We start from the raw sequence: 26,344 nt of genomic DNA, 5'->3' as shown, positions 1-26,344 counted from the left end.
CACGCACAGTGACGAAAGCTGGCAACTCGCCGACGATAACCGTTTGGTGACTGGTCAAAGCTCACTTTCTGTGGCCTACTCTGTTCTCGGGGGAATTCTGGGGATCACGAAAAACGGGAATCACTTGTAAGGCGCCGGGGTAGGCGCCTGTCCGAGGGGGACACCGCAGGATGAAGAAGAGATGGCTTTTCGCGCGCCTGGGCGCGGTCGGAGCGCTGCTGGCGGGGGCCGGCATCATGGTGCTCGCACCGTCGGCCCAGAGCATCGAGGCCTCGCTCTCCGCGCAGGACAGCCCGGTCTGGCAGACCAACGCCAGCGTTCAGGGAATCGCCGTGGCCGCGGGCAAGGCGTACGCCGGTGGGCGTTTCACCAGCGTCCGGCCGCCCGGCTCGCCGCTGGGCAGCAACGAGGTCGGCCAGGCCTACCTGGCGGCCTTCGACTCGGCCACCGGGAACCTGGTCGCGTCGTTCAACCCGGTCCTCGACGGCCAGGTGTACGCCGTGGCCGCCTCGGCCGACGGCTCCCGGATCTTCGTCGGCGGTGACTTCACCACCGTCAACGGCCAGACCCGCAACCGGATCGCCGCCTTCGACACCGCCACCGGCGCGCTGGTCGCGAACTGGAAGCCCTCGGTCTCGTACCGGGTCAAGTCGATCTCCGTCTACGGCAGCACCGTGTACTTCGGCGGCTCGTTCGGGCTCGTCAACGGCGTCGACCGGCTTCGCCTGGCCGCGGTCACCGCGGACAACGGCACGCTGTTGCCCTGGGCCCCGGCCACCAACGGCGACGTGTACGCCGTGGACGTGGCCGACGACGGCTCCAAGGCGTACGCCGGCGGCCAGTTCAGCACCGTCAACGGCACCAACCAGAACACCGTCACCAGCCTCGACCCGGTGACCGGCGCCGTGCTGCCCTTCCCCGGCTCGACCGCGGTCCCGCCGCCGAACGGCTCCTGCACCACCCGGGTCAAGACCATCGACACCAGCGGCGACACCGTGTACTTCGGCAACGGCGGTGACGGCGGCGGCTGCTTCGACGGCACCTGGGCGGTCGACATCGCGACCAACACGCTGAAGTGGAAGAGCCAGTGCCTGGGCGCGACCGAGGCACTCAAGATGGTGAACGGCTGGCTGTACAAGGGCTCGCACTCGCACGACTGCGCCAACCAGGGCGCCGGCGGCTTCCCGCAGGGCTTCGGCTACCGCTTCCTGCTCAGCCAGAACCCGGTCGACGGCAAGCTCGGCCCGTGGTTCCCGAACACCGACGCCGACCCCGACAGCACCACCAACGTCGGTCCGCTGGCGTTCGCGACCGGCGGCTCGGACCTGTGGGTCGGTGGCGACTTCCTGCACACCAACGGGGTCGCCCAGCAGGGCCTGACCCGCTTCACCAACGCGGCCCCGGGCGCCGCTCCGGCCAAGCCGGCCAAGCTGCTCCCGTACTCCGTCCAGCCGGGCGTCGTCCAGATCAACTTCCCGACGGTCAACGACAACGACGACAGCACGCTGACCTACCGGCTGCTGAAGGGCTTCAGCAACACCACGATCGCGACCTGGTCCGCCCAGTCGAAGCCGTGGGACCGGCCCTGGCTGCACTACACCGACACGAACGTCACGCCGGGTGAGGTGACCAACTACCGGGTCGAGGTCACCGACGGCAGCACCACGATCCGCGGCAACTACTCCGACCCGATCACGGTGGCGAGCACCGCGAGCACGGCGTACGACCAGATCGTGAACGCCGACGGGCCGCAGGCCTACTGGCGGCTCGGTGAGGCGGCCGGCACGACCACCTCGGTGGACGCGTCCGGGCAGAGCAACAACGGCACGTTCAACGGGATCACGCTGGGCACCGCCGGCAAGGTGAGCGGCAACACGGCGGCGACGATCAACTCGAGCAACGGCCGGATGGTCGGCGAGAAGGCGTACTCGTTCCCGCAGCAGTTCACCGTCGAGGCCTGGTTCAAGCAGAGCTTCACCCGTGGCGGCCGGATCATCGGGTTCGGCAACTCCAAGACCGGCAACAGCAGCTCGAACGACCGGATGCTCTACCTGCGGTCCAACGGCCAGGTCACCTTCGGTGTCAACGACGGCAGCCAGCGGACCATCAACAGCACGTCGAACAAGAACAACAGCGCCTGGCACCACGCGGTCGGCACCTACGACAACGGCACGATGAAGCTGTACGTCGACGGCGTGTTGGCCGGCAGCCAGACGATCGGGCAGGCGTCCCTGTACTACGGTTGGTGGCGGGTCGGCTACGACACCACCAACAGCTGGTCGGGTGGCGGCGCGACGCAGACAGGCATGGTCATCGACGAGGCGGCGGTCTACCCGTACGCACTCACCGCGGGCCAGGTCACCGCTCACTACAACGCCGGCTGATCCAGCCGCGCCGACGCGCACGCTGAGCGGACGGTCAAACGTTCATAGCACAAAGTCATAACGCCGGTGGGAGCCTGACTTCCAGTCGGGTTCCCACCGGCGCTAGGTTACGGACGCTAATGGACTTTCCCCCCGCCCAGTCCTAAGGAAGTTGATGAAGAAGTTAGTTCTGGCAGTTGTGACGGTTGCCGCCGTGCTGGCCGCGGCCCTGATCCCGTCCGGACCACCGGTCCAGGCGGCGAACGGCGGCTTCGGCTCGGCCGTGTCGGCGATCAAGCAGACGTCATGGCAGACCAACTCCAGCGTGAACGCACTCGCGACCGCCGGCAACGTCGTGTACGCCGGTGGCCTGTTCACCCGGATCCGGCAGCCCGGCAAGGCGGCTGGCCAGGGTGAGGCGGTCCGTACCTATGTGGCCGCGTTCAACCGCACCACCGGCGCGCCGCTGGCGTTCGCGCCGAAGCTGAACGGCGCCGTCTGGGCGATCGCGACCAGCCCGGACAACAAGTGGGTCGTGCTCGGCGGCGACTTCACCACCGTGAACGGGATCAAGCGCAACCACATCGCGATGTTCAGCGTCGCCACCGGCCGGCTGGTCTCGGCCTGGGCCCCGTCGGTCTCGACCCGGGTCAAGGCGATCGCGATCTTCGGCAACAGCGTCTTCTTCGGCGGCTCGTTCGGACTCGTCAACAACATCGTCCGCAACCGGCTGGCCGCGGTCCGGCTGATCCAGGGCGACATGCTGCCGTGGAACCCGAACGCCGACGACGACGTGTACGCGATCGATCTGTCCGACAACGGCACCCGGGTGTTCGTCGGCGGACCGTTCACCAAGATCAACGGCAAGGACCACTACTCGCTGGCGATGGTGGACAACGGCCGCGGCAACGCGTTCGCCTTCCCCGCCGCCGCGGCGATCCCGAAGCCGAGGCCCGGCTGCACCACCCGGGTCAAGGACATCGACACGCTCGGTACCAAGGTCTTCGTCTCCAACGGCGGCGACGGCGGCGGCTGCTACGACGGCGTACTGGCCGCGGACGCCGCCACCGGCAAGCTGCTCTGGCAGAACACCTGCCTGGGCGCGACCGAGGCGATCAAGGCGATCGGCAACTGGGTCTACAAGGGCTCGCACGCGCACAACTGCAGCTCCAGCGGCGCCTTCCCGGACGGGACCGGCACCCACTACCTGCTGGTGGAGAGCGGCATCGACGGCCGGATCGGACCGTGGTTCCCGAACACCGACGCCAACCCGAACAGCACCACCCAGGTCGGCCCGCTGGCGTTCGCGTCCGGTGGCAACGACCTGTGGGTCGGCGGCGACTTCCTGCACGTCAACGGCAAGGTCCAGCAGGGCCTGACCCGGTTCACCAACGCCGCGGGGGGCGCGGCGCCGGCGGCACCGAAGATCCCGACCGTGTCGACCGCAGTGACCAACCAGGTGTCTGTCAGCTTCAAGGACAGCTACGACCTGGACAACCTGACTCTGACCTACAACGTGTTCCGCGGCTCGACCAACATCAGCTCGCAGAAACTCACCACGTACTACTGGCAGACGCGCAAGACGATCACGGTCGTCGACAAGGGCGTCAAGCGTGGCCAGTCGGTCAGCTACCACGTCGAGATCCACGACGGCAGAAACATCATGAAGGGCCCGGCGATCGCCGTGAAGGTGAAGTGAGCCCGGGCATGTGACTCTCGGCCGCACCAGGCGGCCCGGGAGTACATCCTTGAGGGGGGATGTCTTGAAGAAGGTGGGGATACTCGCGCTGGGCGGTCTGCTGGTGGCAGCTTTGCTGTCACCAGCGGCGCCGGCCCAGAGCATCGGCGCTTCGCTGTCGGCTCTCACGAGTCCGGCGTGGCAGACCAACGCCAGCGTGCAAGGACTCGCGGTGGCGAACGGCAAGGCGTACGTCGGGGGACGTTTCACCACGGTCCGGCCACCGGGGGCGGCAGCCGGCACGAGTGAGACCGCGCGGACCTACCTGGCCGCGTTCAACCAGAGCACCGGCGCGCTGGACACCGGGTTCAACCACACCCTGAACGGGATGGTGTGGGCGATCGCGGCCACGGCGGACGGCTCCCGGGTCTTCGTCGGCGGCGACTTCACCACTGTCGACGGCCAGACCCGCAACCGGGTCGCCGCGTTCGACACCGCAACCGGCGCCCTCGTCTCCAACTGGAAGCCGTCGGTCTCGTACCGGGTCAAGGCGCTCGCAGTCTCCGGCAGCACCGTCTACCTGGGCGGCTCGTTCGGGCTCGTCAACAACATCGCCCGGCCGCGCCTGGCGGCGGTCACCACGAGCACCGCGTCGCTGCTCCCCTGGGCTCCCCAGGCGGACAACGACGTCTACGCGATCGACGCGGCCGACGACGGCAGCAAGGTCTACGCCGGCGGTACGTTCTCGACCATCAACGGTACTTCGAGTTGGGCCGTGGCGAGTCTTGACCCGACTGACGGGTCGCTACTCCCCTTCGCGGCCGCGAGCGCCGTACCGGCTCCGAACTCGGGCTGCACCTCGCGGGTCAAGGACATCGAGACCAGCGGCGACCGGGTGTACTTCGCCAACGCCGGTGACGGTGGCGGCTGCTTCGACGGGACCTGGGCGGCCGACGTTGCCTCGGGCAACCTGGTCTGGAAGAGCAACTGCCTCGGCGCGACCGAGACGGTGACGGTCGTGAGCGGCTGGCTCTACAAGGGCTCGCACGCCCACGACTGCAGCTACCAGGGCGGCAACGGCTTCCCGCAGGGCGCGGGACGCTACCTGCTCACGCAGAACCTCGACACCGGCGAGCTCGGCCCGTGGTTCCCGAACACCAACACTGGTGGCCCGACCGTGGTCGGCCCGCTGGTGTCCGCGACCGGTGGCTCCGACCTCTGGGTGGGTGGCGACTTCACCACGGTGAACGGCGCCGGCCAGCAGAGCCTGGCCCGCTTCACCAACACGGGGCCGGGTGCCGCACCGGCCAAGCCGGCCAAGGTGACTCCGGTCAGCTACAAGGCCGGCCAGGTCAAGGTGAACTTCCAGACCGTCGTCGACAACGACGACATCACCCTGACCTACCGAGTACTGCGCAGCTTCAGCAACACCGTCGTTGCGACCTACACGGCCGACTCGCGGTTCTGGAACCGACCGTGGCTGTCCTTCACCGACACCGGGCTGACACCGGGCTCCTCGCAGGTCTACCGGATCGAGGTGACCGACGGGAACAGCACCCTGCGCGGTGACTACTCGGCAGCGGTGACAGTGGCCAGCGTGGACGCGCCGTACGACCAGCAGGTGCTGGCGGACGGCCCGACGGCGTACTGGCGACTCGGTGAGGCCAACGGGACGGCCAACGCGACCGACTCGTCCGGCCAGGGCAACACCGGCCCGTACTCCGGGGTGACGCTCGGCGTTCCCGGCGTACTGACCAGTGGTGGCAACACGGCCGGTGACTTCGACGGTACGGGCAAGCTGATCGGGCAGACCGTGGTCAGCCAGCCGCAGAACTTCAGCGTAGAGGCCTGGTACAAGACCACCTCGGGCAGCGGCGGCAAGATCGTTGGCTTCGGCAACAGCTCCAACGGGACGAGCAGCCAGTACGACCGGCACATCTACCTGCAGAACGACGGCACCGTCACCTTCGGGCTGTGGGACGGCTCGGCGCGGACGATCAGCTCCGCACCGGGGACGAACGACGGCCAGTGGCACCACGTGGTCGGCACGTTCTCGCCGGGCTCGCAGAAGCTCTACCTGGACGGCGTCCTGCAGGGCACCCAGAACGTGGCCGCCGCGGAGGCCTACACGGGGTACTGGCGGATCGGCGCCGACAACCTGGGCGGCTGGCCGAACGGCCCGTCCAGCGCCGGCATCAACGGCACTCTCGACGAGGTGGCCGTCTACCCGATCGCGCTGGATGCGGACCAGGTCGTAACGCATTACGACGCACGCTAGATAAAGGGAGTGCCGGAGGGGGTCCGGCACTCCCAAGGGGGGAACACAAATGCGATTGAGAAGAATCACTGCTGCACTCGGTGCGGCAGGCCTCGCGCTGGCCATCGTGCCGACGCTCCCGGCGCCCGGTACCGGCGCCTCACTGACAGCGGTGGCGGGCTCCGCCTGGCAGACCGACGCGAGCGTGCTCGGGCTGGCGGTGGCCAAGGGCAAGGCCTTCGTCGGCGGCCGCTTCACCCGGGTCCGCCCGCCTGGCGCCGCACCCGGCACCAGCCAGACCGTCCGGACCTACCTGGCGGCCTTCAACCAGAGCACCGGCGCACTCGACACCACGTTCAACCACACGCTGAACAACTTCGTCTGGTCGATCGTGGCGTCGCCCGACGGCTCGAAGATCTACATCGGCGGCGACTTCACCCGCGTCGACGGCCAGGTCCGCAACCGGATCGCCGCCTTCGACGCGACCACGGGTGCATTGCTGCCGAACATCAAGCCGAACGTCTCGTACCGGGTCAAGACGCTCGCTGTCGGCGGTACCAGCCTGTACTTCGGTGGCTCGTTCGGGCTGGTCAACAACGTCGCCCGCAACCGGGCCGCGGCGATCAGCATGGTCGACGGCAGTCTGTTGCCGTGGAACCCGAACGCCGACGCGGATGTCTACGCGATCGACGCGGCCGACGACAACTCCAAGGTCTACCTCGGCGGCACCTTCGCCAAGGTCGGCGGTGTTGCCCACTGGGCCGTTGCCAGCGTCAACAACTCGACCGGTGCACTGCTGCCGTTCGCGGCCTCGTCCGCGGTACCGGTGCCGAAGCCGGGCTGCACGACGCGGGTCAAGGACATCGAGACCAGCGGCGGAGTCGTGTACTTCTCCAACGCCGGTGATGGTGGCGGCTGCTTCGACGGGACCTGGGCGGCGAACGTCGCCACCGGCAACCTGGTCTGGAAGAACACCTGCCTCGGCGCCACCGAGACCATCACCATGGTCAACGGCTGGCTGTTCAAGGGCTCGCACGCACACAGCTGCCCGGGTGCCTTCCCGGACGGCTCCGGAGCGCACTTCCTGCTCCTGCAGAACCCGGCCAACGGCAACCTCGGTCCCTGGTTCCCGAACACCAACGCAGGCCCACCGACCGAGGTCGGCCCGCTCGTGTCGGCTACCGGTGGCTCGGACCTGTGGGTCGGTGGTGACTTCACCACGGTCAACGGCGCCGGCCAGCAGGGCCTGACGCGCTTCACCAACCTGGGTGCGGGCGCAGTGCCACTGGGCCCGGTCCTGCCGACACTGTCCAGTACCACCGCCGGCCGGGTGCAGGCGACCGTCCAGACGTCACTCGACAAGGACGACATCACCCTGACCTACCGGTTGCTCCGTGGCAACACCAACACGGTCGTCGCGACCACCACGGCGAACTCCACCTTCTGGAGCCGCCCGAACGTCACGCTGACCGACACTGCTGCTCCCTCGGGTACCTCGCAGCAGTACCGGATCGAGGTCTCAGACGGCAACAACACCGTCCGAGGCGGCTTCGCCTCCGTCACTGTCCGCTAGAGCGGGTCGCTGACGGATCAAGACAGCGCTCGCCGCTGCGGCCAGGAACACAACGGCCGCAGCGGCGAGGGCGAAGCCATAGCCGGCAGTCACTGCCGCATCGGCCCCAGCGCCGCCTGCAACAAGCCGATCCGCACGAGCGGCCGACAGCGTCACAAGCACTGTCATGCCGATGGCAGGGCCCATCTCCAGAGCACTGGTGGTCACTGCTCCGGCTAGACCGGCTTGGCCTGCCGGTACGTCGCTGGTCGCGATCACTGTCGCTCCGGCGAAGACCAGACCGACGCCGAGCGGGAACAGCACCAGCCCGGCCAGCACGGCACCGACGTACGGGGTATGTGCTCCGATAGTGCTCAAGGTGCCCAGCCCGGCAGCGCACACCACCAGGCCGGCCACTGTCGTCGTCCGGGCACCGAAGCGGAGCACCAGCCGGCCGACGGCGATACCGGTGACCACTAGGCCGAGGCCATACGGGAGGAAGGCCGCTGAGACCTCTAGCGGCGCGTAGTCGAGCATCTGCTGGAAGTACAGCGACAGCATGAAGAAGATCGTGGTCGTCCCGGCCGAGCCGAGGAACACAGCCACCAGCGCGACCACTCGCCGCGGCGAGGCCAGGAACGACAGCGGTAGCAGCGGAACGGCTACTCGCCGCTCGACCTGGACGAAGACGGCTAGCAGCACCACACCGCCGCCCAGCATCCCCAGCACCAACGGTGAGGTCCAACCGCGCTCGGGCGCTTCGACCAGGCCATAGCCGAGGACTGTGATGCCAGCGGTCACCAGCACCGCGCCGAGCACGTCTAGCCGCTCGCTGACTGCGGTGTCCCCCACAGGCAGCAACCGCGGCGCCAGGACGACCGCCAGCGCACAGACGAGCACAGGCAGGACGAAGGCCCATCGCCAGGAGGCGATCGTGGCGACCACTCCCGACAGCAGCATCCCCGCCATCCCGCCGGATGCAGCCAGACCACCCCACACGGCCATCGCCCGCGCATGACGGGCCGGCTCGGGGTAGAGCAGGCTGACCAATGCCATCGCGGCCGGCACCGCCAATGCCGCGCCCACCCCTTGCAGGAAGCGCGCGGTCAGCAGCACCTCTGCTCCCGGCGCCAGTCCGGCCGTGACGGAGCTGAGCGCGAACAACGCCGTCCCCGCTATGAAGACGCGGCGGGCGCCATACAGGTCGGAGAGCCGGCCGCCCAGCAGCAACAAGCCGCTGAACGACATCCCGTACGCCGCGTTGAGCAGCACCAGCTCCGCCTGACCGAGGTGGAACTCGGCCTGGACCTCCGGCAGCAGCACATTCATCACGGTCATGCCGAGAATCAGCACGACCTGGACGGACGCGAGCACCGCGAATGCCCCGGCGACAGACCTCTTCATCTCTCGAACCTCACACACGGTGACCAGCCGGGCAAAACCTGGCCACTACTTAGTCAGATCCGGCACCCGCGCCGCGTCGAACCCGTGCAGCCAGGCAACCTTGTCCTGCAGCTCCTCAACCGACAGGCCCGACAGCATTTCGTTGCGAGCCACCCTCGCCGCACCGGCGGGGTGGTACAGCTGCGTACCAAGCTCCCGCGCCACCAGCGTCGTCCGAGCGGTGCGATCACGCCGCGCCTCCACGAACCGCTCCAGCCTGTACTGCGCCTCGCCGGCCGGGCAGTCGAGTAGCTCGCCGAGCAGTACAGCGTCCTCCAGCGCCATGCACGCGCCCTGGGCGGCGTACTGGAGCATTGGGTGCGCAGCATCGCCGAGGAGGACTACCCGGCCATCGGACCATTCGGAGATAGGGTCTCGGTCGCAGAGCACCCAGACCCGCCAGTCGGCTCCCAGCTCGAGCAGCCGTTGGGCGGTCTCCCCCAGGTCGGGGAACTGCCCGAGTACATGCGCCCGCTCCGCCGGCTGACCAGCCACCGCCACCGACGCGCTGTCGTCCCGAGTCGCTGCCAGGTTCAGGAGCGTCCCACCAGCGATCGGGTAGTGCACGAAGTGCCACTTCGGACCGGCCCACAAAGTGACCGCGTGCCAGCGGAGGTCTTCGGGGACCAGCTCCATCGGGATGACGGACCGGTAGATGGTGTGCCCGGACACCCGCGGCTCACCGTCGCCGACCAACTGACGGCGGATCGTCGACCGGATGCCGTCGGCACCGACCAGCAAGTCGCCCCTGATGCTGTTGCCGTCCGCTAGCAACAGGGTGACGCCGTCCGCGTCTTGCTGATAGCCCGCCACCGCGCTCTTGCTCCGCAGCTCGATCAGCGGCGACCGTTGCGCCGCAGCGAGCAGTGGGGCATACAGGTCAGCCCGCGCGACAACGGCGTACGGGTTGGCGAAGCGCGCCCGGTACTCCTCGTCCAGCCGTAGGCTCTGCACGCGTTGCCCGGTGGTGCCGTCCATGAACCGCAACTCGTCGATGTAGACCGCACGCTCGCGGACCTCGTCGCCGATCCCGAGCCGGTCCATCGCACGGAACCCGTTCGGCCCGATCTGGATACCGGCGCCCAGCTCCGCGAAGGCCGCCTGCCGCTCGAGGACGACGATCCGGTGGCCGCGCTCGGCGAGTGACACCGCCGTCGCGAGTCCGCCGATGCCACCCCCGGCGATCAGGATCGTGCTCATCGGGACACCAGCGCAGTACTCGCGAGCAGCCGGCTGAAGGCGTCGTGCAGCAACAGCACGCCTTCCTCGGTCAGTACCGACTCGGCATGGAACTGCATCGACGCGAACCGCGGTCCGCGCAGCGCGTGCACCTCGTTCGTCACCGGGTTCCGGCTGATCTCGACGTCGCCGATCCGGTCCGTCGCGGACCGTGCGGCGAAGGTGTTGTAGAAGCCGACCCGGGTCGGCCGCCCGAACAGGTCGATCTCCTTCTGCACGCCCTGGTTGGGCTGCGGGCAGCGCTCGATCTCCAGCCCGAGAATGCCGCTGAGCACCTGGTGGCTCAGGCAGACCGCCAGGAACGGACGCTCCTCGGCGATCAGCCGCTTGATCGTGCTCTGCAGGTGGGCAATCTTCGGGTGCTGCAACTCCCCCGGGTCGCCCGGTCCGGGACCGGCCACGACCAGGTCGTGATCCTCGATCCGGTAGGGCTCGTCGTACCGGCGTACGGTGACGATCAGGCCGAGCGAGCTCAGCTGGTGCGCGATCATCGAGGTGAAGGTGTCCTCGGCGTCGATCACCAGGACAGAACGACCGGCGAGATCGTCAGGAGTTGCCGATGGCAACGACCGGTCGTTGAACCAAAAGCCCGAGATGCCGGTGTTGCGGCCCGCCAGAGCGCTCCGTACCTCCGGGTGATCCGCAAACCGCGAACCTGTACCACCGGCCAGCGCGGCGAGCAGCCCGGCCGCCTTGGCCCTGGTCTCAGCGACCTCGGACAGCGGGTCCGAGTGCCGGACCAGCGTGGCACCGACACCGATCGAGAGCTTGCCGGCGCTGGAGATCTCAGCGGTCCGGATCAGGATCGACGAGTCCATCGTCCGCCCGCCGGCCTCGTCCGAGCCGATCAGCGCGACCACGCCGCTGTAGTAACCGCGGCCGTTGAGTTCGTGCCGGCTGATCACCTTGCACGCGCTCTCCAGCGGACTGCCGGTGACAGTCGGCGCGAACAGCGTCTCGCGCAAGATCTCGCGGACGTCCCGGCTGGTCCGGCCCTCGATCAGGTACTCCGTGTGGGCCAGCCGGGCCATCTCCTTGAGGAACGGGCCGACCACCGTGCCGGCGCCGTCGCAGACCCGCGCCATCATCTTGAGTTCCTCGTCGACGACCATGTAGAGCTCGTCGGTCTCCTTGCCATCGGCAAGGAAACCGAGTACGCCGTCCAGGGTCGGACCGGAGGCCGGATAGCGGTAGGTGCCGCTGATCGGGTTCATCACGGCGGTACCGCCGGAGACGCTGACGTGCCGTTCCGGGGTGGCGCCGACGAAAGTCCGGTCGCAGGTGTGCACGACGAAGGTCCAGTAGGCACCCACCTCCGAGCTCAGCAGCCGGCGGAAGAAGGACAGCGCATGGGCGATGCCGAACCCGGTGATCTCAGCCGTGAACGACCGCTTGATCACGAAGTTCGCGCCCTCGCCGGTGCCGATCTCGTCCTCGACGACCCGGCGCACGATCTCGGCGTACGTCTCGTCCTCGACGTCGAACCGCCCGTTGACCAGCGGCGTCGGCAGATTCGGCAACCGGCGCATCAGCTCGTCCAGCGGTACGACGGCCTGCTCGGCGACCTGCAGCACCAGCAGCGGCGCGCCGTCGTCGGTGCACTGGAAACCACGCTCGGAGAGCTGGCGGTACGGCACCAGGACCAGCGTCTCGTGCTGCCCCACGGGCGCGCCGGCCGCCAGCGGGATGTCGGCCAACGTTTCGACCGCGCCGGCCTCCCCAACGATCAGGTCGACCTGGTCGCGACCGGCCGTCTCCGGGCGGTAGAGCAGGGCGAACGGCGGTACACCGTTGCCATCAGCAAGCACTTGGTCGAGCAGGGCGGTCATACCAGTACCTCCTCGGCGACCAGGGAGCCGAGCAACACGTCGGTCGGCGCGACGACCGCACACCGCTCGGCGGCGTACGTGAGGGCCGTCCGGTGGTACGACGAGTTGAAGTCGGCGACGGCGTCGGCGGCGAGGAACGCCTCGATGTCGTTGGTGAAGGCGTCGCACAGGCTCATCAGCACTCCGACGTGCGCGTAAACCCCGCAGACGATCAGCTGGTCGCGGCCGGCCGCCCGCATCCGCTCGAGCAGATCGCTCTTGTGGAAGGCGCTGTACCGCCACTTCGTGAACACCCAGTCGCCCTCGGCCGGTGCCAGCTCGGGCACCAGCGCGCGGTCCTCCGGGGACGGCGTCATGCCGGGGCCCCAGAAGTCCTTCAGCAGCCCGCGCTCGGCCACGGTCATCCCGCCCGGCTGGGCGGTGTAGGCAACCGGCATACCGATCTCGGCCGCCGCCTTGCGAAGCCGCGCGGCATTGTGCACCAGGGTTTTCACCGGTGCCGCATCGCCGAACGGCCGGAGAAAGTAGCGCTGCATGTCATGGACGAGCAGCACCGCACGCGCCGGGTCGGCCTGCCAGCCGGCCACGTTGACCGGCAGCTCGCTCGCCACCGGCATCTCATAGGTCTCGATCAGGGGAATTCCAGCCATCATGTCCTCCTTACACGCCTAGGGTTGCGCCGCCGTCGACCGTGAGGTCGTGCATCGTGATGTGTCCGGCCTGGTCCGACAGCAGGAACCGCACTGCTGCCGCGATGTCGGCCGGTTGGGCGATCTTGCGCAGCGGGATGCCGAGCTTGTACGCCGACGGAGTGCCAGCGATCGAGCTCTCCGGGCCGGCGCCGTCCTTCCAGAGGCTGGTCAGCATCGCGGTGTCCGTCGAGCCCGGCGCCACCACGTTGCAGCGGATCCCGTACTCCGCGGCCTCCAGCCCGAGACACTTGGTGAACATCGCCGCAGCGGCCTTCGACGCGGCGTACGCGGCCATCTCAGTCCGGGGTGTACCGGCCGCGTTGGACGCGATCGTGACGACTGCCCCGGACCGACGGGCGGCCATCCGCTCGATCACGGCCCGAGAGACGTAGAAGGTGCCGGTCGCGTTGACCGCGAACGTGCTGGCCCAGTCTTCGTCGGTCAACTCGCGGGTGGTGCCGAGCCGTAGTACGCCGGCGCCGTTGACCAGGTAGTCGATCGGGCCCAGCCGTCGCTCGACCTCATCGACCACAGCGGCGACGTCCTGGCTGGAGGTGATGTCGAGCCCGAACGCCTCCGCCCGCAGACCGTCCGCGACGAGCAGCTCGACCTGCTCCTTCAGCACCTGCTCGGCCCGGTCGGCCGCGGCGACGATGACACCTTCGCGAGCAAGCGACTCGATCACTGCTGCGCCGATACCGCCGGCAGCGCCGGTTACGAGAGCTACCTTGCCCTTCATGACTGCCACTCCGCAGCTACGGTGATTGCCTGGTTCGGGTTGAGCCGTGGGTCGCAGAAGCTCGTGTACACATCGCCCACCTCGCCGAGGCGGCTCAGGTCGTCGGCGCACTCGGTCACACCGGTCGGGGTCGTCTCCAGGTGAAGCCCACCGGCCACACCCCCCGCAGCCGGTACTACGAGCTGGAAGTCGCGTACCTCCTGGACGACTCGCTCGACCAAGCGGGTCTTCAAACCACTGGGCGTGCTCATCGTGTTGCCGTGCATCGGGTCACACATCCAGATCACCGGGTGCCCGGCGGCGCGTACTGCGGCGACCAGCGGCGGCAGCAGCTCGGTCACCGCGTTCGCACCCATCCGGCTGATCAGCGTCAGCCGGCCGGGCTCCCGGTCCGGGTCCAGTTGCTCGCAGATGGCCAGCAGGTCTTCAGCGGTCGTACTCGGTCCGACCTTGCAGGCAACGGGATTCGCCACCATCGCGAGCATGGTGAGGTGAGCGCCGTCCACCTGCCGGGTACGGTCACCGATCCAGGGCCAGTGCGTCGAGGTGAGCAGCGCGCGGCCGTTGGCGTCGCGACGGATCATCGGCAGCTCGTAGTCGAGCAGCAGGGCCTCGTGGCTGGTCCAGATCGGCGCGTGCGCGACGGGATCGCCGGCCGCACCGCGGTCCCGCAGTGCACCGGACACCGCGGCCGCGAGGTGGTATCCAGCGAGCAGCCGCTCCGGCTGGGCCCGGCGCGACACCAGGTCCGCCTCGGGCCCGTTCACCATGTGGCCGCGGAAGACCGGCATCTCCTGGCCGTCGACGTGCTCGGTCGGCTTCGACCGCGGCTTGCCGAACTGGCCGGCGATCCGGCCGACCCGCAGCACCCGGCGGCCTGCATTCAAAGACATCACGGAAGCCAGTACGTCGAGCAGGGCCGCCTTCGGAGCAACCGCCTCCGGGGTGCACTCGGCCGGGTCCTCGGCGCAGTCCCCCGCCTGCAGGACGCGCAACTCCCCCGTCGCCACCCGGGCGAGCAACGCCTTCAGGGTGTCGATCTCCGCCCCGTCGACGAGCGGCCGGGCCTCCGCCAGCTCACTCGTCACCGCCGCCAGTTGGGCGACGTCGTGCCACTCCGGCTGCTGAACCGCCGGCAGCGATCGCAGGAACTCGCGATCCACCCCGGCCTCGGCCAGCGGGTCCGCTGCGATGTTGCTGAATCCGGCTGTCGCACCGCTCATTGGATCCTCCCCAGAACGCATCAAGATCGTTGTCTGCCAAGGACAAACATCGCCTGGGACGGCGGTGCGAAGTAGGGAACCGGCCGCACTTCGTCAGGTCACTTTTACTTGGTCACTTCGTGAAGCAAGCGTTGCAATACACAGCGAAAGACCCCTGCTCCACCGTTGCGGAACAGGGGTCTCGGCGATGCCGGAGGAGGCGGGTCAGGACACTCGCAGCAGCGCCGTTTCGTCAAGCCCTTCACGCATCTGACCGGAATCAGCCAGTGCCCGGACGGTATGTGCGATCGATGCCAGAGTGGCGTGCCGATGCCAGCCCTGGAAGCTGCGGCCCTCGAAGTCCTGGATGCCGACGTCCTTGGCGATCGCCTCGAAGTCGTGGTCCACCCGCAGTACCAGTTTGGACAACCGGAGCAGCTCGGCCGTCGACCGGCCGACCACATCGGTCAGCCAGAACCTGTCCGGCTTGGGGCCGGGCTTGTCCCACTCGGCCAGCAGCACCATCGGCACCCGGCCCTGTGGGGTCGGCAGCGCCACCCGGACGGCCGCCGTGCAAGTGCGCCGTAGCCTGAGTTGCGCGTCGAGCCAGCAGACCTGCCGACGCAGAATGCCGGCCGAATCCGCCAGCCGGCCGGCGCTGACCAGCTCACCGGCCGGGCTCTGGAGGCGGACATCCGTGCCCACCAACTGCAGCCCTGGACCGACCTGCATCATCACCGGTACTCCGGCCGCGCCGAACTCCCGCACGCAGTCGACCGGGTCGAGTGTCCCCACACTCAGCACGGCCGGCAGCGGAACGGCATCGCGGCGGCCGTCGACCAGGTCCAGCACGGACCGGCACGCCGCCTCCCCGGGGAACGTCTCGGCCTGCTGCTCCGGAACCCCTGCCCGGCGGCGCCGATCCGTGTCAGTGACCCAGGCGTCCGGCAACTGCAGGCGCCAGTTCATCGGGCTGCTCACCGTCTCCGACGCCACCCAGGCGCCGAACGCCTGCTGGCTGTTAACGGTCTGACCGAGCATCCGGACGAACGCCTGGCCGACCCCGACGGAGTGGTTGCCTGCCTTCGGCACGATCATCTGCCGGACCACCCAGGCCTGCGGCTCCAGGCTCTGCTGCAGATGACATCGGAGCGCCTGGCGGACCGGCATCCAGTCCCAGGGCGAATTGCTGATGAAGTGCTGCATGCGCTGCTGCTCGGCGTCACCGCCGTACTGCTCGGCCAGCGAGCGCATCGTCTTGCGCCCCTGCACCGTCAACAGGCCATGCACGTAGCGAACCGCGGTGGCGCGCTGAGCACGCCGGCGCAGCGACGCGAACAACGGACCGTAGAACTCGCCGACCGGGTCTTCGAGCAAACCGATCGACGAGGCGGGTTGAACGACCGAACACGTTTGCACTGATCCCGTCCCCTCAACACCGACAGAGCCTCACCTGCCGTCGGATACGAAAGCATAACAAACCAAAGGGTCGGTTTCGGTCCGTCAGTGAAACTGGAAACTAACTTGCCTGAGACAGCAAGCGGTGCCTTCGCGACAGCGCGGAGTCACCCGGCGACGGGCAGCTCGGTGGCCAGATGCGGGAGCACACCGGGCACGGCGATGCCAGGCAGCAGGTACCGCCAGAAGGTGCTCAGCCGCTCGCCGAGATCCTCCCGCCGGCTGTACACCTGCGAGACCAGCTGGATGCCGGTGAACGAGGCCACCACCAGTTCGGCGACGGCGGCCGGCTGGACGTGCCCGAGCAGCTCGCCGTCCGCCTTCGCCGCGGTCAGCAGGGCCGCGCAGATCTCGATCCAGCGCGCGTACGGGCTCGCCTGACTGGCGCCCAGGAGGTTCAAAGTACGCTCCTCCACGGTCAATCGGATGCCCGCGCGGAGCAGTACGTCGGTCTGCAGCCGGTTCGCGATCACCTGGGTCAGACACACCAGGTCCTGCAGCTTCGAGCCCGTCTCGGGCAGCTCCAGGTCGGCCGTCTGGGCATCGATCACGCCCCGGGCGAGCGCCTCCTTGGAGGCGAAGTGGAAGTACAGCGCGCCCTTGGTCATGGCGCTGCGGCTGAGGATCTCACTGATGCTGGCCGCGTCGTAGCCGACCTCGTCGAAGACCGATGCGGCCGCCAGCAGCAGTACCTGCCGGGTCCTGATCGCGCGTTCCTGCTGGGCCACTGAATCAATCCTCCCTCGGTCTGACGGGTTCGCCCCAGGGTAGAACCAGGGCGAACCCTCTGGAAACCAGACCGTTCGGTCTGTATCTTTCCAGCAGACCAGGACCTGACCCTGACCAGGGTCAGCTCGGGAGTTCGATCGACTGGGAGTGCCGGAAAACGTTGCGCGGATCCCAGCGGGCCTTCACCTGCTGCAGCCGGGAGTAGTTTCCCTTGTAGTACAGCGTCGACCACGGCACACCCGAGGTGTTCTGCTGCGCGTTCCGCAGGTCGCCGTCCGGGTAGTTGACGTAGCACCCGTCGGTGAGGGAGTTCGAGACCGGCACGCCGCCGGTGTCGGCGTACACCTCGCGGTAGAGGTCGCGGACCCAGCCGATGTGCTGGGCGTCCTCGCTCTTGTCCGACCAGAACGCCTGGTAGAGCAGCTTGAACGTCGAGCTGCGCTGGGCGCTCGCGGTCGCGTTCTCGGCCACGCTGTTGATCTTGCCGCCGAAGGACAGCATCGTCACCATCGCGTTCGGGTTGGCGTAGTCCGTCCGCGTCAGGTGCTTGTAGAGCGCCGCGATGTGGGCGGCGGGGAAGTTCTTCTTCATGTACGTCGACTTGTGCGCGCCCCGCAGGGTGGGGTTCGTCAGTACCGGGTTGCTGGTGCCGAGCAGCCGGATCGACGCGAGCCAGGGCAGCCGGCGCGGAGCCGTCAGCTGGATGGGCACCACCGACGTACCGGCGGTGATGGCCGCTACGTAGTCGCGCAGCCGGCTCTCGGGGTTCGGGGCGTTCGCGTCCAGCGCAGTCAGCATCACCAGGTTGCCGTTGGAACGGTGGTACAGGGTGAAGAAGCTGCTCAGTCCGGCGTTCGGTGAACCGGGGGCGCCGTTGGCCTCGTGCCAGGCGCCGTAGTTGCTGACCAGCCGGGTGAAGGTCGGCTTGTCGATGGAGGCCCAGGGAAAGGCCACCACGTTGACGAGCGCCTCGGTCGGCGGCTTCACCAGTTGCGTCGACGGATCGGAGCCGGTCGCTCCGGGCGAGCGGAACCAGTAGCGGGTGATGACGCCGAAGTTGCCCCCGCCACCACCGGTGTGGGCCCACCACAGGTCGCGGTTCGGGTCGTTGGGCTCGCGGGTGGCCACCACGGCCTTCGCGGTACCGGACCGGTCGACCACGACGACCTCGACGGCGTACAGGTGATCGACGGTCAGGCCGCTGGTCCGCGAGAGCAGGCCGTAGCCGCCGCCGCTGACGTGCCCGCCGATGCCGACCGAGTAGCACATGCCGCCGGGGATGGTGACGCCCCAGCCCTTGAAGAGGCTGTCGTACACGTCCATCAGCAGCGCGCCGCCCTCGACGGCGAACGCCTGCACCTGCGCGTCGTAGTACACCGCCTTCATCCGGGACAGGTCGATGACGACCTGGATGTCCGGGTTGTAGACGAAGTCCTCGAAGCAGTGGCCGCCACCGCGGACCGAGAGACGCTTGCCGGTGCGTACGGCCTCCTGCACCGCCTGGACGACCTGCTCGGTGGTACCGACCAGGCGGACGGCCTCCGGCGCCGCGACCCACCTGCTGTTGTTCCCGGTGATCAGTTGCGAGTACCTGGGATCGCCAGGACGCACTGTCACCGCCTCGATCGGCGGCACTGCCTCGGCGGCACCGGTCGAGGCGCTGGCGGTCGCCGTACCGCCGAGTCCTGCGGCCGTCACCACGCCACCCAGGGCGGCGGTGGCACTGCCCGCCAGCATCCGTCGGCGGCTGAAGTCCTGGCCTTTTGTCTCAGACATGTTCGCTGCGGACCTTTCTGTCGCTCGGAGCACCCAGGCTCACCGAGTCGGCCGCTGCTGGGAATCGCGCGTTCTCGTGATGCCGCGGCGGTACCTCGCGGCCGCATCCTGGGGATCGACAAGTTTCGAATTTCCGACGAGGGGGCCGGCACACAGTGAGTTTCGAGGGTCAGCAGACGAGCTTCGAGGACCCGGCGGCCGAACCGGCCAGGGGCGCGGTCTACGTGCCGCCGGGCCAGGGTCCGAGCCGGTGGGTGTTCAAGGACCGCTATACGCTCAAGTCCGGACTGCACAACACCGGCCCGGCGTTCGGCCTGGTCGAGGCGATCGTGCCGCCCGGCGGCGGTCCGCCCGCGCACATCCACTACAACGAGGACGAGGCGTTCTACGTGATCGGTGGCCAGCTGGAGCTGTTCACCGGCGAGGACACCGTCGTCGCCGACCCCGGGTCGTTCATCTACGTGCCCAAGGGTGTGACGCACTCCTTCCACAACGCGAGCGACGCCGACTGCAAGATGCTGCTGATGTTCCTGCCGGCCGGCAAGGAGCGCTTCTTCCTGGAGATGGGGATCTCGGCCGACGACGGCGCACCGCCGCCCCCGCCGGAGCAGTACCTGCTGGACCAGGAGAACGCGATCAGGCTGGCCCCCAAGTACGGAGAGAAGTACGTCTGATGCTCATCGATGTGCACCACCACGCGATTCCCCCGGCGTACGCCGCCGCGATCAGCGGGCTCGACCCGATCCCGGGCGTCGACTACCCCACCTGGAGCCCGGAGCAGAGCCTCGAGGTGATGGACCACAACGGCATCGCCGCTGCGCTGTTGTCGATCACGTCGCCCGGCGTCACCTTCCTTTCGGCCGACCAGGCACGCCGGCTGGCCCGGCAGGTGAACGAGTACTTCGCCTCGCTGGTCGCCGAGCACCCGACCCGGTTCGGCGCGTTCGCGATCCTCCCGCTGCCCGATGTGGCCGCAGCCAAGGAGGAGCTGGCCTACGCGATCGACGAACTCGGTCTGGACGGCGTCGGCCTGCTGACCAGCTACGGCAGCAACTACCTCGGGACGCCCGAGTTCGAGCCGTTGCTGGCGGAGATCGCGGAGCGCGGCGTGGTCGTCCACGTGCACCCGACCACTCCTCCGGCCAAGGACGTCGTCAACTTCGGGCTGCCGCCGTCGCTGTACGACTTCACCTTCGAGACCACCCGTACCGCGGTGAGCCTGCTGTTCAGCGGCGTACTCGACCGGCTGCCGGACCTGCAGCTGATCCTCTCGCACGCGGGCGGAACCCTGCCGTTCCTGGCGAAGCGGCTGACCTACGGACCGACGATCGGCTCGTACCTGGAAGGCAAGCCGCCGGCCGATCTGATCGGCTCGCTGCGCCGCCTGCACTACGACATCGCCATGTCGGCCACGGACTTCGCCCTGCCCGCGCTGACCGAGCTGGCCGGCTCGTCGAACATTCTGTTCGGCAGCGACTACCCCTTCATGCCGGCCTGGCACACGACGGAGAACGTCGAGGGATACCAGGCCTACCAGGGCTGGACACCGCAGGAACGTGAGGACATCGGCCGGCACAACGCACTGAAGCTCTTCCCCAAGCTGGCCGCCCGAATCTGACTTAGTCGGGTGACCTGACTTAGTTCTGCGGGAGTGACCAACTGGCTCCGACTTCGTTGCCGCGCCCTGCTGCCCCCGCCGAGAGTGACGGTGTGGGGCAATCAGGGACCGGCTGTGAGGGGCGGATTCACGTGGCAGGGACAGGAACCAGGCAAGCAGTGCAGGAGCCGGACGGGCCGAGCCGATGGGCCCGGCTGACCTCGGCCGAACTACGGGTGGCGCGGCTGGTCGCGCAGGGATTGACCAACCGGGCGGTCGCAAGCCGCCTGGCCATCTCCCCGCACACCGTCGACACCCATCTGCGGCATGTCTTCGGCAAGCTGGACGTCCGTGGCCGGGTCGAACTGACCCGGCATGCGATGTCCTACGACGGCGGCCAACTGACCGCCTGACAGCAGGATTCCCCGGCCGCCGTCAGTCGGCCGGGGAATCAAGCGGTTGTGGGTCAGACGGCCGGACCGAACCACCGAGTGATGGCCCGGTCCAGGCTGATCGGATCGTCGTCGCGACCCCGGGCACTCCAGGCCACATAGCCGTCGGGCCGTACCAGCAAGGCGTCGGTGCCGGCCGATGAGTCGCTGGTCGCACTCACCACCGCCAACCTGTCCGGCCGACCGGCCGCCACGGCCTGCAGATCGGTCCGCCCGGCGAGGTCCAGCAGGAACGCCTTACCCTCGTGCTGGAGTCGAGCCACGCTGGTGATTCCCGCACCGGTCTTCAACCGCAGGTCCGGTGCCAGCTCACCGACCAGCGGCGAATCCGGACAGCCGACGTCGTACGAGACATCCATCCCGCTGATCATCCGGCTCAGGTACTCGTTCACCTGGTCCAGTCCCATCAGCTCGCGGAACAGGCTGCGCAACCAGTCGACCCGCGGGTCGGGCTGCATCAGCGCGACCTGGGCCCGCACGTTCCACAGCACCCGCGCACCGATCGGATGACGCTCGGAGTGGTACGTGTCCAGCAGGCCGGGTGGCGCCCAGCCGTGCACCGCCGCGGCCAGTTTCCAGCCCAGGTTGAGCGCGTCCTGCAGCCCGAGGTTGACGCCCTGACCGCCCGCCGGGAAGTGCACGTGCGCCGCATCACCGGCGACGAACACATTGCCCTTGCGGTACTGCTCGGCCTGCAACGCGGCATCGCCGAACCTGGCCAGCCACCCGGCGTCCGTCATCGGCACATGCCGGCCCGCGATGTAGTCGACCGTCTGGCTGAACTCCTCCAGCGTCAGCGGATCGTCCCGCTTCTCGTGCGGCCCACGGAAGTCGTACGTGAAGATCCGGCTCGGCCCATGCAGCGAGGCCGCGACCATCGTCCAGCCGCGGGCGTTGCGCTGCCAGCCCTGGGGAGCGTTGTACGGATCCAGCAGCCGCACCTCCCCCAGCATCGCGGCGACAGTCGCCTCCGTACCGGTGAACGGGATCCCGGCACTCTTGCGTACCGCGCTGCGCGGACCGTCGCACCCGACCACGTAGCGCGCGGTGAACTGGCGCTCGGCCGTGTGTACCGACACGTGGTCACCGTGATCGGTGAGGTTGACGACCTCCTCGCCACGGAAGACCTCGGCCCCGCGACCGACGGCCTGCTCGGCGAAGACTCGCTCGGCGTACGCCTGCGGGCTGCCCACGATCGCGGGCCCCTCGTCGACGACCTCGGCCAGATCCAGGTCGAACATGCCGGCGAAGTGGAACGGCACCGGGCCGCCGGCCGACTGGTTCACCGCGACCAGGTCCAGCAGCCCGCGCCGCTCGAGAACCTGAGCGGTGCGGGCGTGCAACGTACCGGCCTTGGACCGGCCGGTGGGCGCGGCCAGGGCTTCGAGCAGGCCGACGCGGACGCCCTGCAGCGCCAGCTCGGCGGTGAGCAGGGAGCCGACCGGGCCGGCTCCCACCACGACTACGTCGAAGTCATAGTCCATGTCAGTCCTTGGTGCCGGCCGCGACGGGCTCGAGCTCGTCCTCGGCAACGACCGCCGGCTTGGCGAACGCGAAGCTGGCCAGGATGCCGAGCACGATGCCGGCGGCCGCGATGTAGACCGCTGTCTGCAGCCCGTGGCCGAGCTTGTCCTGGAACGCGTCGCCGGTCAGGCCGCGGGTGCCGTGGTTGGCGACGGCGACCAGGACGGCGAGGCCTACGGCGGTACCGACCTGCATCGCGGTCGACGTCATCGCCGAGGCGACACCCTGCTCGTTGCCCGCGACGCCGGACGCGGCCGCGATCCACATGCCCGTCCAGGTGATGCCCTGACCGATGCCGTAGAGCGCGATACCGGGAAGCACCTGGAGGAAGGAGCCACCGGAGTTCATCCCGGCGGCGAGCACGGCGGTACCGACGATGCCGATCGACAGGCCGAGGATCAGGATCGTCTTCAGGCCGACCTTGCCGGCCATCCGCCCGCTGATCTGGGTGCCGACCGCGATCAGCGCGGCCGGTACCAGGAAGACCAGGCCGGTCTGCAGCGCGTTGTAACCGTGGATGGTCTGGAAGAAGACGGTCAGGAAGTACGGAACGGTGCTGTACGTCGCGCCGAAGACCAGCGCGATCGCCATCGCGGTGCTGAGGCTGCGGTTGGTGAACAGGCGCAGCGGCATCAGCGGATCGGCGCTGCGACCCTCGATCACGGCGAACGCCGCGAGCAGGACGACAGCGGCGACGATGCAGCCGATGATCTCGGGCGAGGCCCAGCCGGAGACCGGACCCTGCACCAGCACGAAGACGACCAGGGTGATGCCGACGGTCGCGGTAACGGCGCCGGGCAGGTCGAAGGTGCGGCCGTGCTCGCGGGCACCGTCGCGCGGGATCAGCGCGAGGGCCAGCAGGGCGGCGCCACCGGCGAGCGGGACGTTCACGAAGAACACCGCGGCCCAGCCGAAGGCACTGGTCAGCACGCCACCGAGGATCGAGCCGACACACAGACCACTCGCACCGCAGGCGCTCCAGACGGCGAGTGCGCGGTTGCGCTCCTTGCCCTCCTGGAACAGCGTGTTCACCAGGGCCAGGGTGGCCGGGAACAGCAGCGCGCCGCCCAGACCCTGGACCGCGCGGACCCCGATCATCACGCCGTCGTTCGGGGACAGGCCACCGATCAGCGACGAGATCGAGTAGATGCTCAGCGCCAGCACGAACATCCGGCGCCGGCCGAGCAGGTCGGCGGCCCGGCCACCGAGCACGAGCAGACCACCGAAGGCCACGGCGTACGCGCTGATCACCCACTGCAGGTTCTGCGAGGTGAAGCCGAGCGCGCTCCCGATCTCCGGCAGGGCCACGTAGACGATGTTGAAGTCGATCGTGATGATCAGCTGCGCGAACCCGAGCAGCAGCAGGATCTGACCGAGCCGCCGTGGCGGCGCTGCGGTGATGGACATGAGACTCCCTCAAGAGGAAAACCGTGAAATGGATGACCGTACGTGGATAGTCGTACAGTTACCTCGCTGCGGGTGTCAAACGAGCTACCAAGAGTTAGTCATTACGGTTGTCCGCGTACACTTTTGGCTGTGCTCGAACCACATCACCCCGCCCGTGAACAGATCCGCCTCGAGGACGTCCTGGCCGCCCTCGGCAACCCACTGCGGATGACCGTGCTCCAGGTCCTCGCGAACGGCGGGGAGTATCCGTGCGGCGCGATCGTCGAGGGAGTGTCGAAGTCGACGCTCACCCACCACTGGCGGGTGCTGCGCGAGAGCGGCGTGATCAACCAGCGCGCCTCCGGGCGCGAGCTGCTGCTGTCGCTGCGCCGCGACGACCTCGACGCCCGCTTCCCCGGCCTGCTCACCACGATCCTGGCGGCGCACCAGCAGCCCGCGGACGTGGTCGAAGCCGGCCCTGCTGCCCGGGCCTAGGCGGTGACGCCGCCGTCGGCGACCAGGTCGTGACCGACCACGAACGCAGCCTCGTCAGAGGCTAGCCACAGCACGGCCGCCACGATCTCGTCGGTACTGCCGACGCGGCCGATCGGTACGACACCCGCGAGCCGCGCGGCACGACCGTCCACGTCCTCACCGGGACGGAACGACATCGGGGTGTCGGTCGCGCCGGGGCTGACGGCGTTGATCCGGATGCCGTCCTTGATGTGGTCCAGCGCGGCAACACGGGTCAGCGTGCTCGCGGCCGCCTTCGAGGCGGCATAGGCAGCCATCCCGGGACGGCGGCCGTGGGCGCCGATGTTCGAGCTGGTGTTGACGATCGCACCGCCACCGTTGTCCCGCATGTGCTGGATCTCGTACTTCAGCGAGAGCAGCAGCCCGGTCAGGTTGATGTCGACGGCTCGCTGCCAGACCTCGAGGTCGATGTCGCCGACCGGTCCCGGCTTGGGGAACACGCCGGCGTTGTTGTGCGCGACGTGCAGGCCGCCGTGCCGCTCGACGACGGTCCGGACCAGGTTGGCGACGTCATCGGCCTTGCTGACGTCGGCCTCGACAGCGCTCGCCTTGCCGCCCGCGGCCTCGATCAGCGCGACCGTCTCCTGGATCCCTTCCTTGCCGCGGGCGGCCGCGACCACGGTGGCGCCTTCGCGCGCGAACGCGAGGGCGCTGGCCCGGCCGATACCGCTGCCGGCACCGGTGACCAGGACGACCTTGCCCCCGAAACGATCAGACATGTACTGCTCCTTCTGCTTGTCAGCTTCCGCCGCCACGGTTACCCGCGCCGCCGACGGAAGACAACGAGCGCGGCGGTACTTAGTCAGGTACGGGTCGCTGATGAGACAACGAGTACCCCAGGTGGATAGCAGACCGGCCGGTATGTATCTTGCTAGGCACCGGCCCCCGCCAGGCCGGTTCCGAGGGGAGTCGGAGGCCTCGCGCCTCCGCTCGATGGAGGGGTCCAACGAGGATGTCCACACCGATCGCGATCGCCGCCGATCGGAGCCCGCTGACGGCTTCGATCCCGGTTCTCACCAGCACCGTGCCGAGCCAGTACGTCCATCGCGCCGCCATCGCCGAGGTGCTGCTCACCTCCTGGCACGCCGACGGACCGGACAGCTTCAGCGTCACGGCCCAGTGGCCGCGCTGCCATTCCTTCTACAGTCCGGTCGCCGGGCATCGTTGCCAGGATCCGATGCTCGGCGTCGAAACCGTCCGGCAGGCCGGGCTGCTGCTCGCGCACGCCGAGTTCGGAGTGCCGCTCGGCCACCAGTTCCTGGTCTCCGAGTTGTCCTTCGAGACGACGCCGGAGGCGCTGCGGATCTCCACCACACCGACCGATCTGGAGTTGCAGGTCAGCTGTCACGACATCGTCCGCCGCGGCGACCGTCTCACCGGTATGCGCTACGAGGTGAAGTTCCTCCGCGACGGCGTCCTGGCCGGCACCGGCCACGCCAAGTACACCTGTACTTCGCCGTCGGTCTACCGCCGGCTCCGGGCCGAGCGGCCCCTCGGTCCGCTCCCCGAGCTCGAGCCGGAGTGCCCCGTCGCCGTCGGCAGGACAGACTCGAGGGACGTCGTACTGACGCCGTTCGACGGCGGCTCCCGCCAACTGAGGGTGGATCTGTCCCACCCGGCTCTGTTCGATCACCCACTCGACCACGTACCGGGGATGCTTTTGCTCGAAGCGGCTCGCCAGGCTGCACTCGCTGCGTCTTTCCCCGAGTCGGTGCTCCCCGTCGCGCTCGAGATCGAGTTCCTGCGTTATGCCGAGCTGGACCAGGCTTGTGTGATCACCACCGCACGCGGCCAGACCGGCAACGACGGCCGGACGCCGGTCAAGGTGACCGCGACCCAGGAGGGCGAGGCGGTCTTCACCTCGACCGTGACCGTCGAGCCGGTCCGCTGACAG

At 68.6% G+C, this 26,344-nt stretch carries 21 protein-coding genes; 9 read left to right on the top strand and 12 right to left on the bottom strand.

Annotation, left to right across the window (positions count from 1 at the left end; translation table 11 throughout):
• Window positions 1-170 precede the first annotated feature (170 nt).
• The 4 genes from AB0M15_RS13070 (at window position 171) to AB0M15_RS13055 (ending at window position 7,871) form a co-directional block, all read left to right on the top strand.
• The gene (locus AB0M15_RS13070; protein WP_363817120.1) at window positions 171-2,384 is read left to right on the top strand and encodes a LamG-like jellyroll fold domain-containing protein; all 2,214 of its coding nucleotides are present in this window, start codon (window positions 171-173) and stop codon (window positions 2,382-2,384) included.
• 154 nt (window positions 2,385-2,538) lie between these two features.
• Complete coding sequence (locus AB0M15_RS13065; RefSeq protein WP_363817118.1) at window positions 2,539-4,062, top strand: fibronectin type III domain-containing protein; 1,524 nt, start codon at window positions 2,539-2,541, stop codon at window positions 4,060-4,062.
• A gap of 73 nt (window positions 4,063-4,135) precedes the next feature.
• Window positions 4,136-6,319 carry a LamG domain-containing protein gene (locus AB0M15_RS13060; protein WP_363818425.1) on the top strand — a complete coding sequence of 728 codons (2,184 nt, stop codon included), beginning with the start codon at window positions 4,136-4,138 and terminating at the stop codon, window positions 6,317-6,319.
• Window positions 6,320-6,368: 49 nt separating this feature from the next.
• Window positions 6,369-7,871 (top strand): fibronectin type III domain-containing protein, encoded by a 1,503-nt coding sequence (locus AB0M15_RS13055; RefSeq protein ID WP_363817116.1) that lies wholly within the window; start codon window positions 6,369-6,371, stop codon window positions 7,869-7,871.
• Here AB0M15_RS13055 and AB0M15_RS13050 read toward each other — a convergent pair.
• The 9 genes from AB0M15_RS13050 to AB0M15_RS13010 all read right to left on the bottom strand — a co-directional run bounded on the left by AB0M15_RS13050 (window position 7,818) and on the right by AB0M15_RS13010 (window position 18,957).
• The gene (locus AB0M15_RS13050) at window positions 7,818-9,254 is read right to left on the bottom strand and encodes an MFS transporter (protein WP_363817114.1); all 1,437 of its coding nucleotides are present in this window, start codon (window positions 9,252-9,254) and stop codon (window positions 7,818-7,820) included. The genes AB0M15_RS13055 and AB0M15_RS13050 overlap by 54 nt on opposite strands.
• 45 nt (window positions 9,255-9,299) lie before the next feature.
• Window positions 9,300-10,493: a 3-hydroxybenzoate 6-monooxygenase gene (locus AB0M15_RS13045; RefSeq protein WP_363817112.1), complete on the bottom strand. Its 1,194-nt coding sequence runs from the start codon at window positions 10,491-10,493 to the stop codon at window positions 9,300-9,302.
• Window positions 10,490-12,361 (bottom strand): anthranilate synthase family protein, encoded by a 1,872-nt coding sequence (locus AB0M15_RS13040; protein WP_363817110.1) that lies wholly within the window; start codon window positions 12,359-12,361, stop codon window positions 10,490-10,492. The genes AB0M15_RS13045 and AB0M15_RS13040 overlap by 4 nt, the downstream gene beginning before the upstream one ends.
• Window positions 12,358-13,011, bottom strand: coding sequence for an isochorismatase family protein (locus AB0M15_RS13035; protein ID WP_363817108.1), 654 nt, complete (start codon window positions 13,009-13,011; stop codon window positions 12,358-12,360). The genes AB0M15_RS13040 and AB0M15_RS13035 overlap by 4 nt, the downstream gene beginning before the upstream one ends.
• 10 nt (window positions 13,012-13,021) lie before the next feature.
• Window positions 13,022-13,792 (bottom strand): 2,3-dihydro-2,3-dihydroxybenzoate dehydrogenase, encoded by a 771-nt coding sequence (locus AB0M15_RS13030; protein ID WP_363817106.1) that lies wholly within the window; start codon window positions 13,790-13,792, stop codon window positions 13,022-13,024.
• Window positions 13,789-15,015 carry a 3-deoxy-7-phosphoheptulonate synthase gene (locus tag AB0M15_RS13025; RefSeq protein ID WP_363817104.1) on the bottom strand — a complete coding sequence of 409 codons (1,227 nt, stop codon included), beginning with the start codon at window positions 15,013-15,015 and terminating at the stop codon, window positions 13,789-13,791. Before AB0M15_RS13025 ends, AB0M15_RS13030 begins: the two co-directional genes overlap by 4 nt.
• Window positions 15,016-15,219: 204 nt before the next feature.
• On the bottom strand, window positions 15,220-16,413 hold the full coding sequence (locus tag AB0M15_RS13020; RefSeq protein ID WP_363817102.1) for a transposase: 1,194 nt from the start codon (window positions 16,411-16,413) through the stop codon (window positions 15,220-15,222).
• 146 nt (window positions 16,414-16,559) lie between these two features.
• Window positions 16,560-17,180 (bottom strand): ScbR family autoregulator-binding transcription factor, encoded by a 621-nt coding sequence (locus tag AB0M15_RS13015; RefSeq protein WP_363817100.1) that lies wholly within the window; start codon window positions 17,178-17,180, stop codon window positions 16,560-16,562.
• Between the two features lie 121 nt (window positions 17,181-17,301).
• Window positions 17,302-18,957 carry a BBE domain-containing protein gene (locus AB0M15_RS13010; protein WP_363817098.1) on the bottom strand — a complete coding sequence of 552 codons (1,656 nt, stop codon included), beginning with the start codon at window positions 18,955-18,957 and terminating at the stop codon, window positions 17,302-17,304.
• Between the two features lie 155 nt (window positions 18,958-19,112).
• Here AB0M15_RS13010 and AB0M15_RS13005 point away from each other — a divergent pair, with 155 nt between their 5' ends.
• From AB0M15_RS13005 to AB0M15_RS12995, 3 genes are all read left to right on the top strand, one after another.
• A complete protein-coding gene (locus tag AB0M15_RS13005) occupies window positions 19,113-19,631 on the top strand; it encodes a cupin domain-containing protein (protein ID WP_363817096.1) in 519 nt (172 codons plus the stop codon).
• Window positions 19,631-20,575 (top strand): amidohydrolase family protein, encoded by a 945-nt coding sequence (locus AB0M15_RS13000; protein WP_363817094.1) that lies wholly within the window; start codon window positions 19,631-19,633, stop codon window positions 20,573-20,575. Before AB0M15_RS13005 ends, AB0M15_RS13000 begins: the two co-directional genes overlap by 1 nt.
• A gap of 131 nt (window positions 20,576-20,706) precedes the next feature.
• Window positions 20,707-20,967: a helix-turn-helix transcriptional regulator gene (locus AB0M15_RS12995; RefSeq protein WP_363817092.1), complete on the top strand. Its 261-nt coding sequence runs from the start codon at window positions 20,707-20,709 to the stop codon at window positions 20,965-20,967.
• Window positions 20,968-21,020: 53 nt separating this feature from the next.
• Here the strand turns inward: AB0M15_RS12995 and AB0M15_RS12990 are convergent, their stop codons facing one another.
• Entirely contained in the window at window positions 21,021-22,490 is a 1,470-nt protein-coding gene (locus tag AB0M15_RS12990; RefSeq protein WP_363817090.1) for an FAD-dependent monooxygenase, read from the bottom strand.
• Between the two features lies 1 nt (window position 22,491).
• Window positions 22,492-23,937 carry an MFS transporter gene (locus AB0M15_RS12985; protein ID WP_363817088.1) on the bottom strand — a complete coding sequence of 482 codons (1,446 nt, stop codon included), beginning with the start codon at window positions 23,935-23,937 and terminating at the stop codon, window positions 22,492-22,494.
• 129 nt (window positions 23,938-24,066) lie between these two features.
• On the opposite strand from AB0M15_RS12985, the gene AB0M15_RS12980 reads away from it, so the two are divergent.
• Entirely contained in the window at window positions 24,067-24,411 is a 345-nt protein-coding gene (locus AB0M15_RS12980; protein ID WP_363817087.1) for a helix-turn-helix domain-containing protein, read from the top strand.
• Here the strand turns inward: AB0M15_RS12980 and AB0M15_RS12975 are convergent.
• A complete protein-coding gene (locus AB0M15_RS12975) occupies window positions 24,408-25,169 on the bottom strand; it encodes a glucose 1-dehydrogenase (RefSeq protein ID WP_363817086.1) in 762 nt (253 codons plus the stop codon). The genes AB0M15_RS12980 and AB0M15_RS12975 overlap by 4 nt on opposite strands.
• A 233-nt stretch (window positions 25,170-25,402) precedes the next feature.
• Here AB0M15_RS12975 and AB0M15_RS12970 point away from each other — a divergent pair, with 233 nt between their 5' ends.
• The gene (locus tag AB0M15_RS12970; RefSeq protein WP_363817084.1) at window positions 25,403-26,341 is read left to right on the top strand and encodes a ScbA/BarX family gamma-butyrolactone biosynthesis protein; all 939 of its coding nucleotides are present in this window, start codon (window positions 25,403-25,405) and stop codon (window positions 26,339-26,341) included.
• Window positions 26,342-26,344 lie beyond the last annotated feature (3 nt).

This window comes from Kribbella sp. NPDC051718, assembly GCF_040681515.1.
Taxonomy (GTDB): Bacteria; Actinomycetota; Actinomycetes; order Propionibacteriales; family Kribbellaceae; genus Kribbella.
The sequence above is the reverse complement of the archived record's forward strand: the minus strand, read 5'-3'. Positions and strand labels throughout refer to the sequence as shown.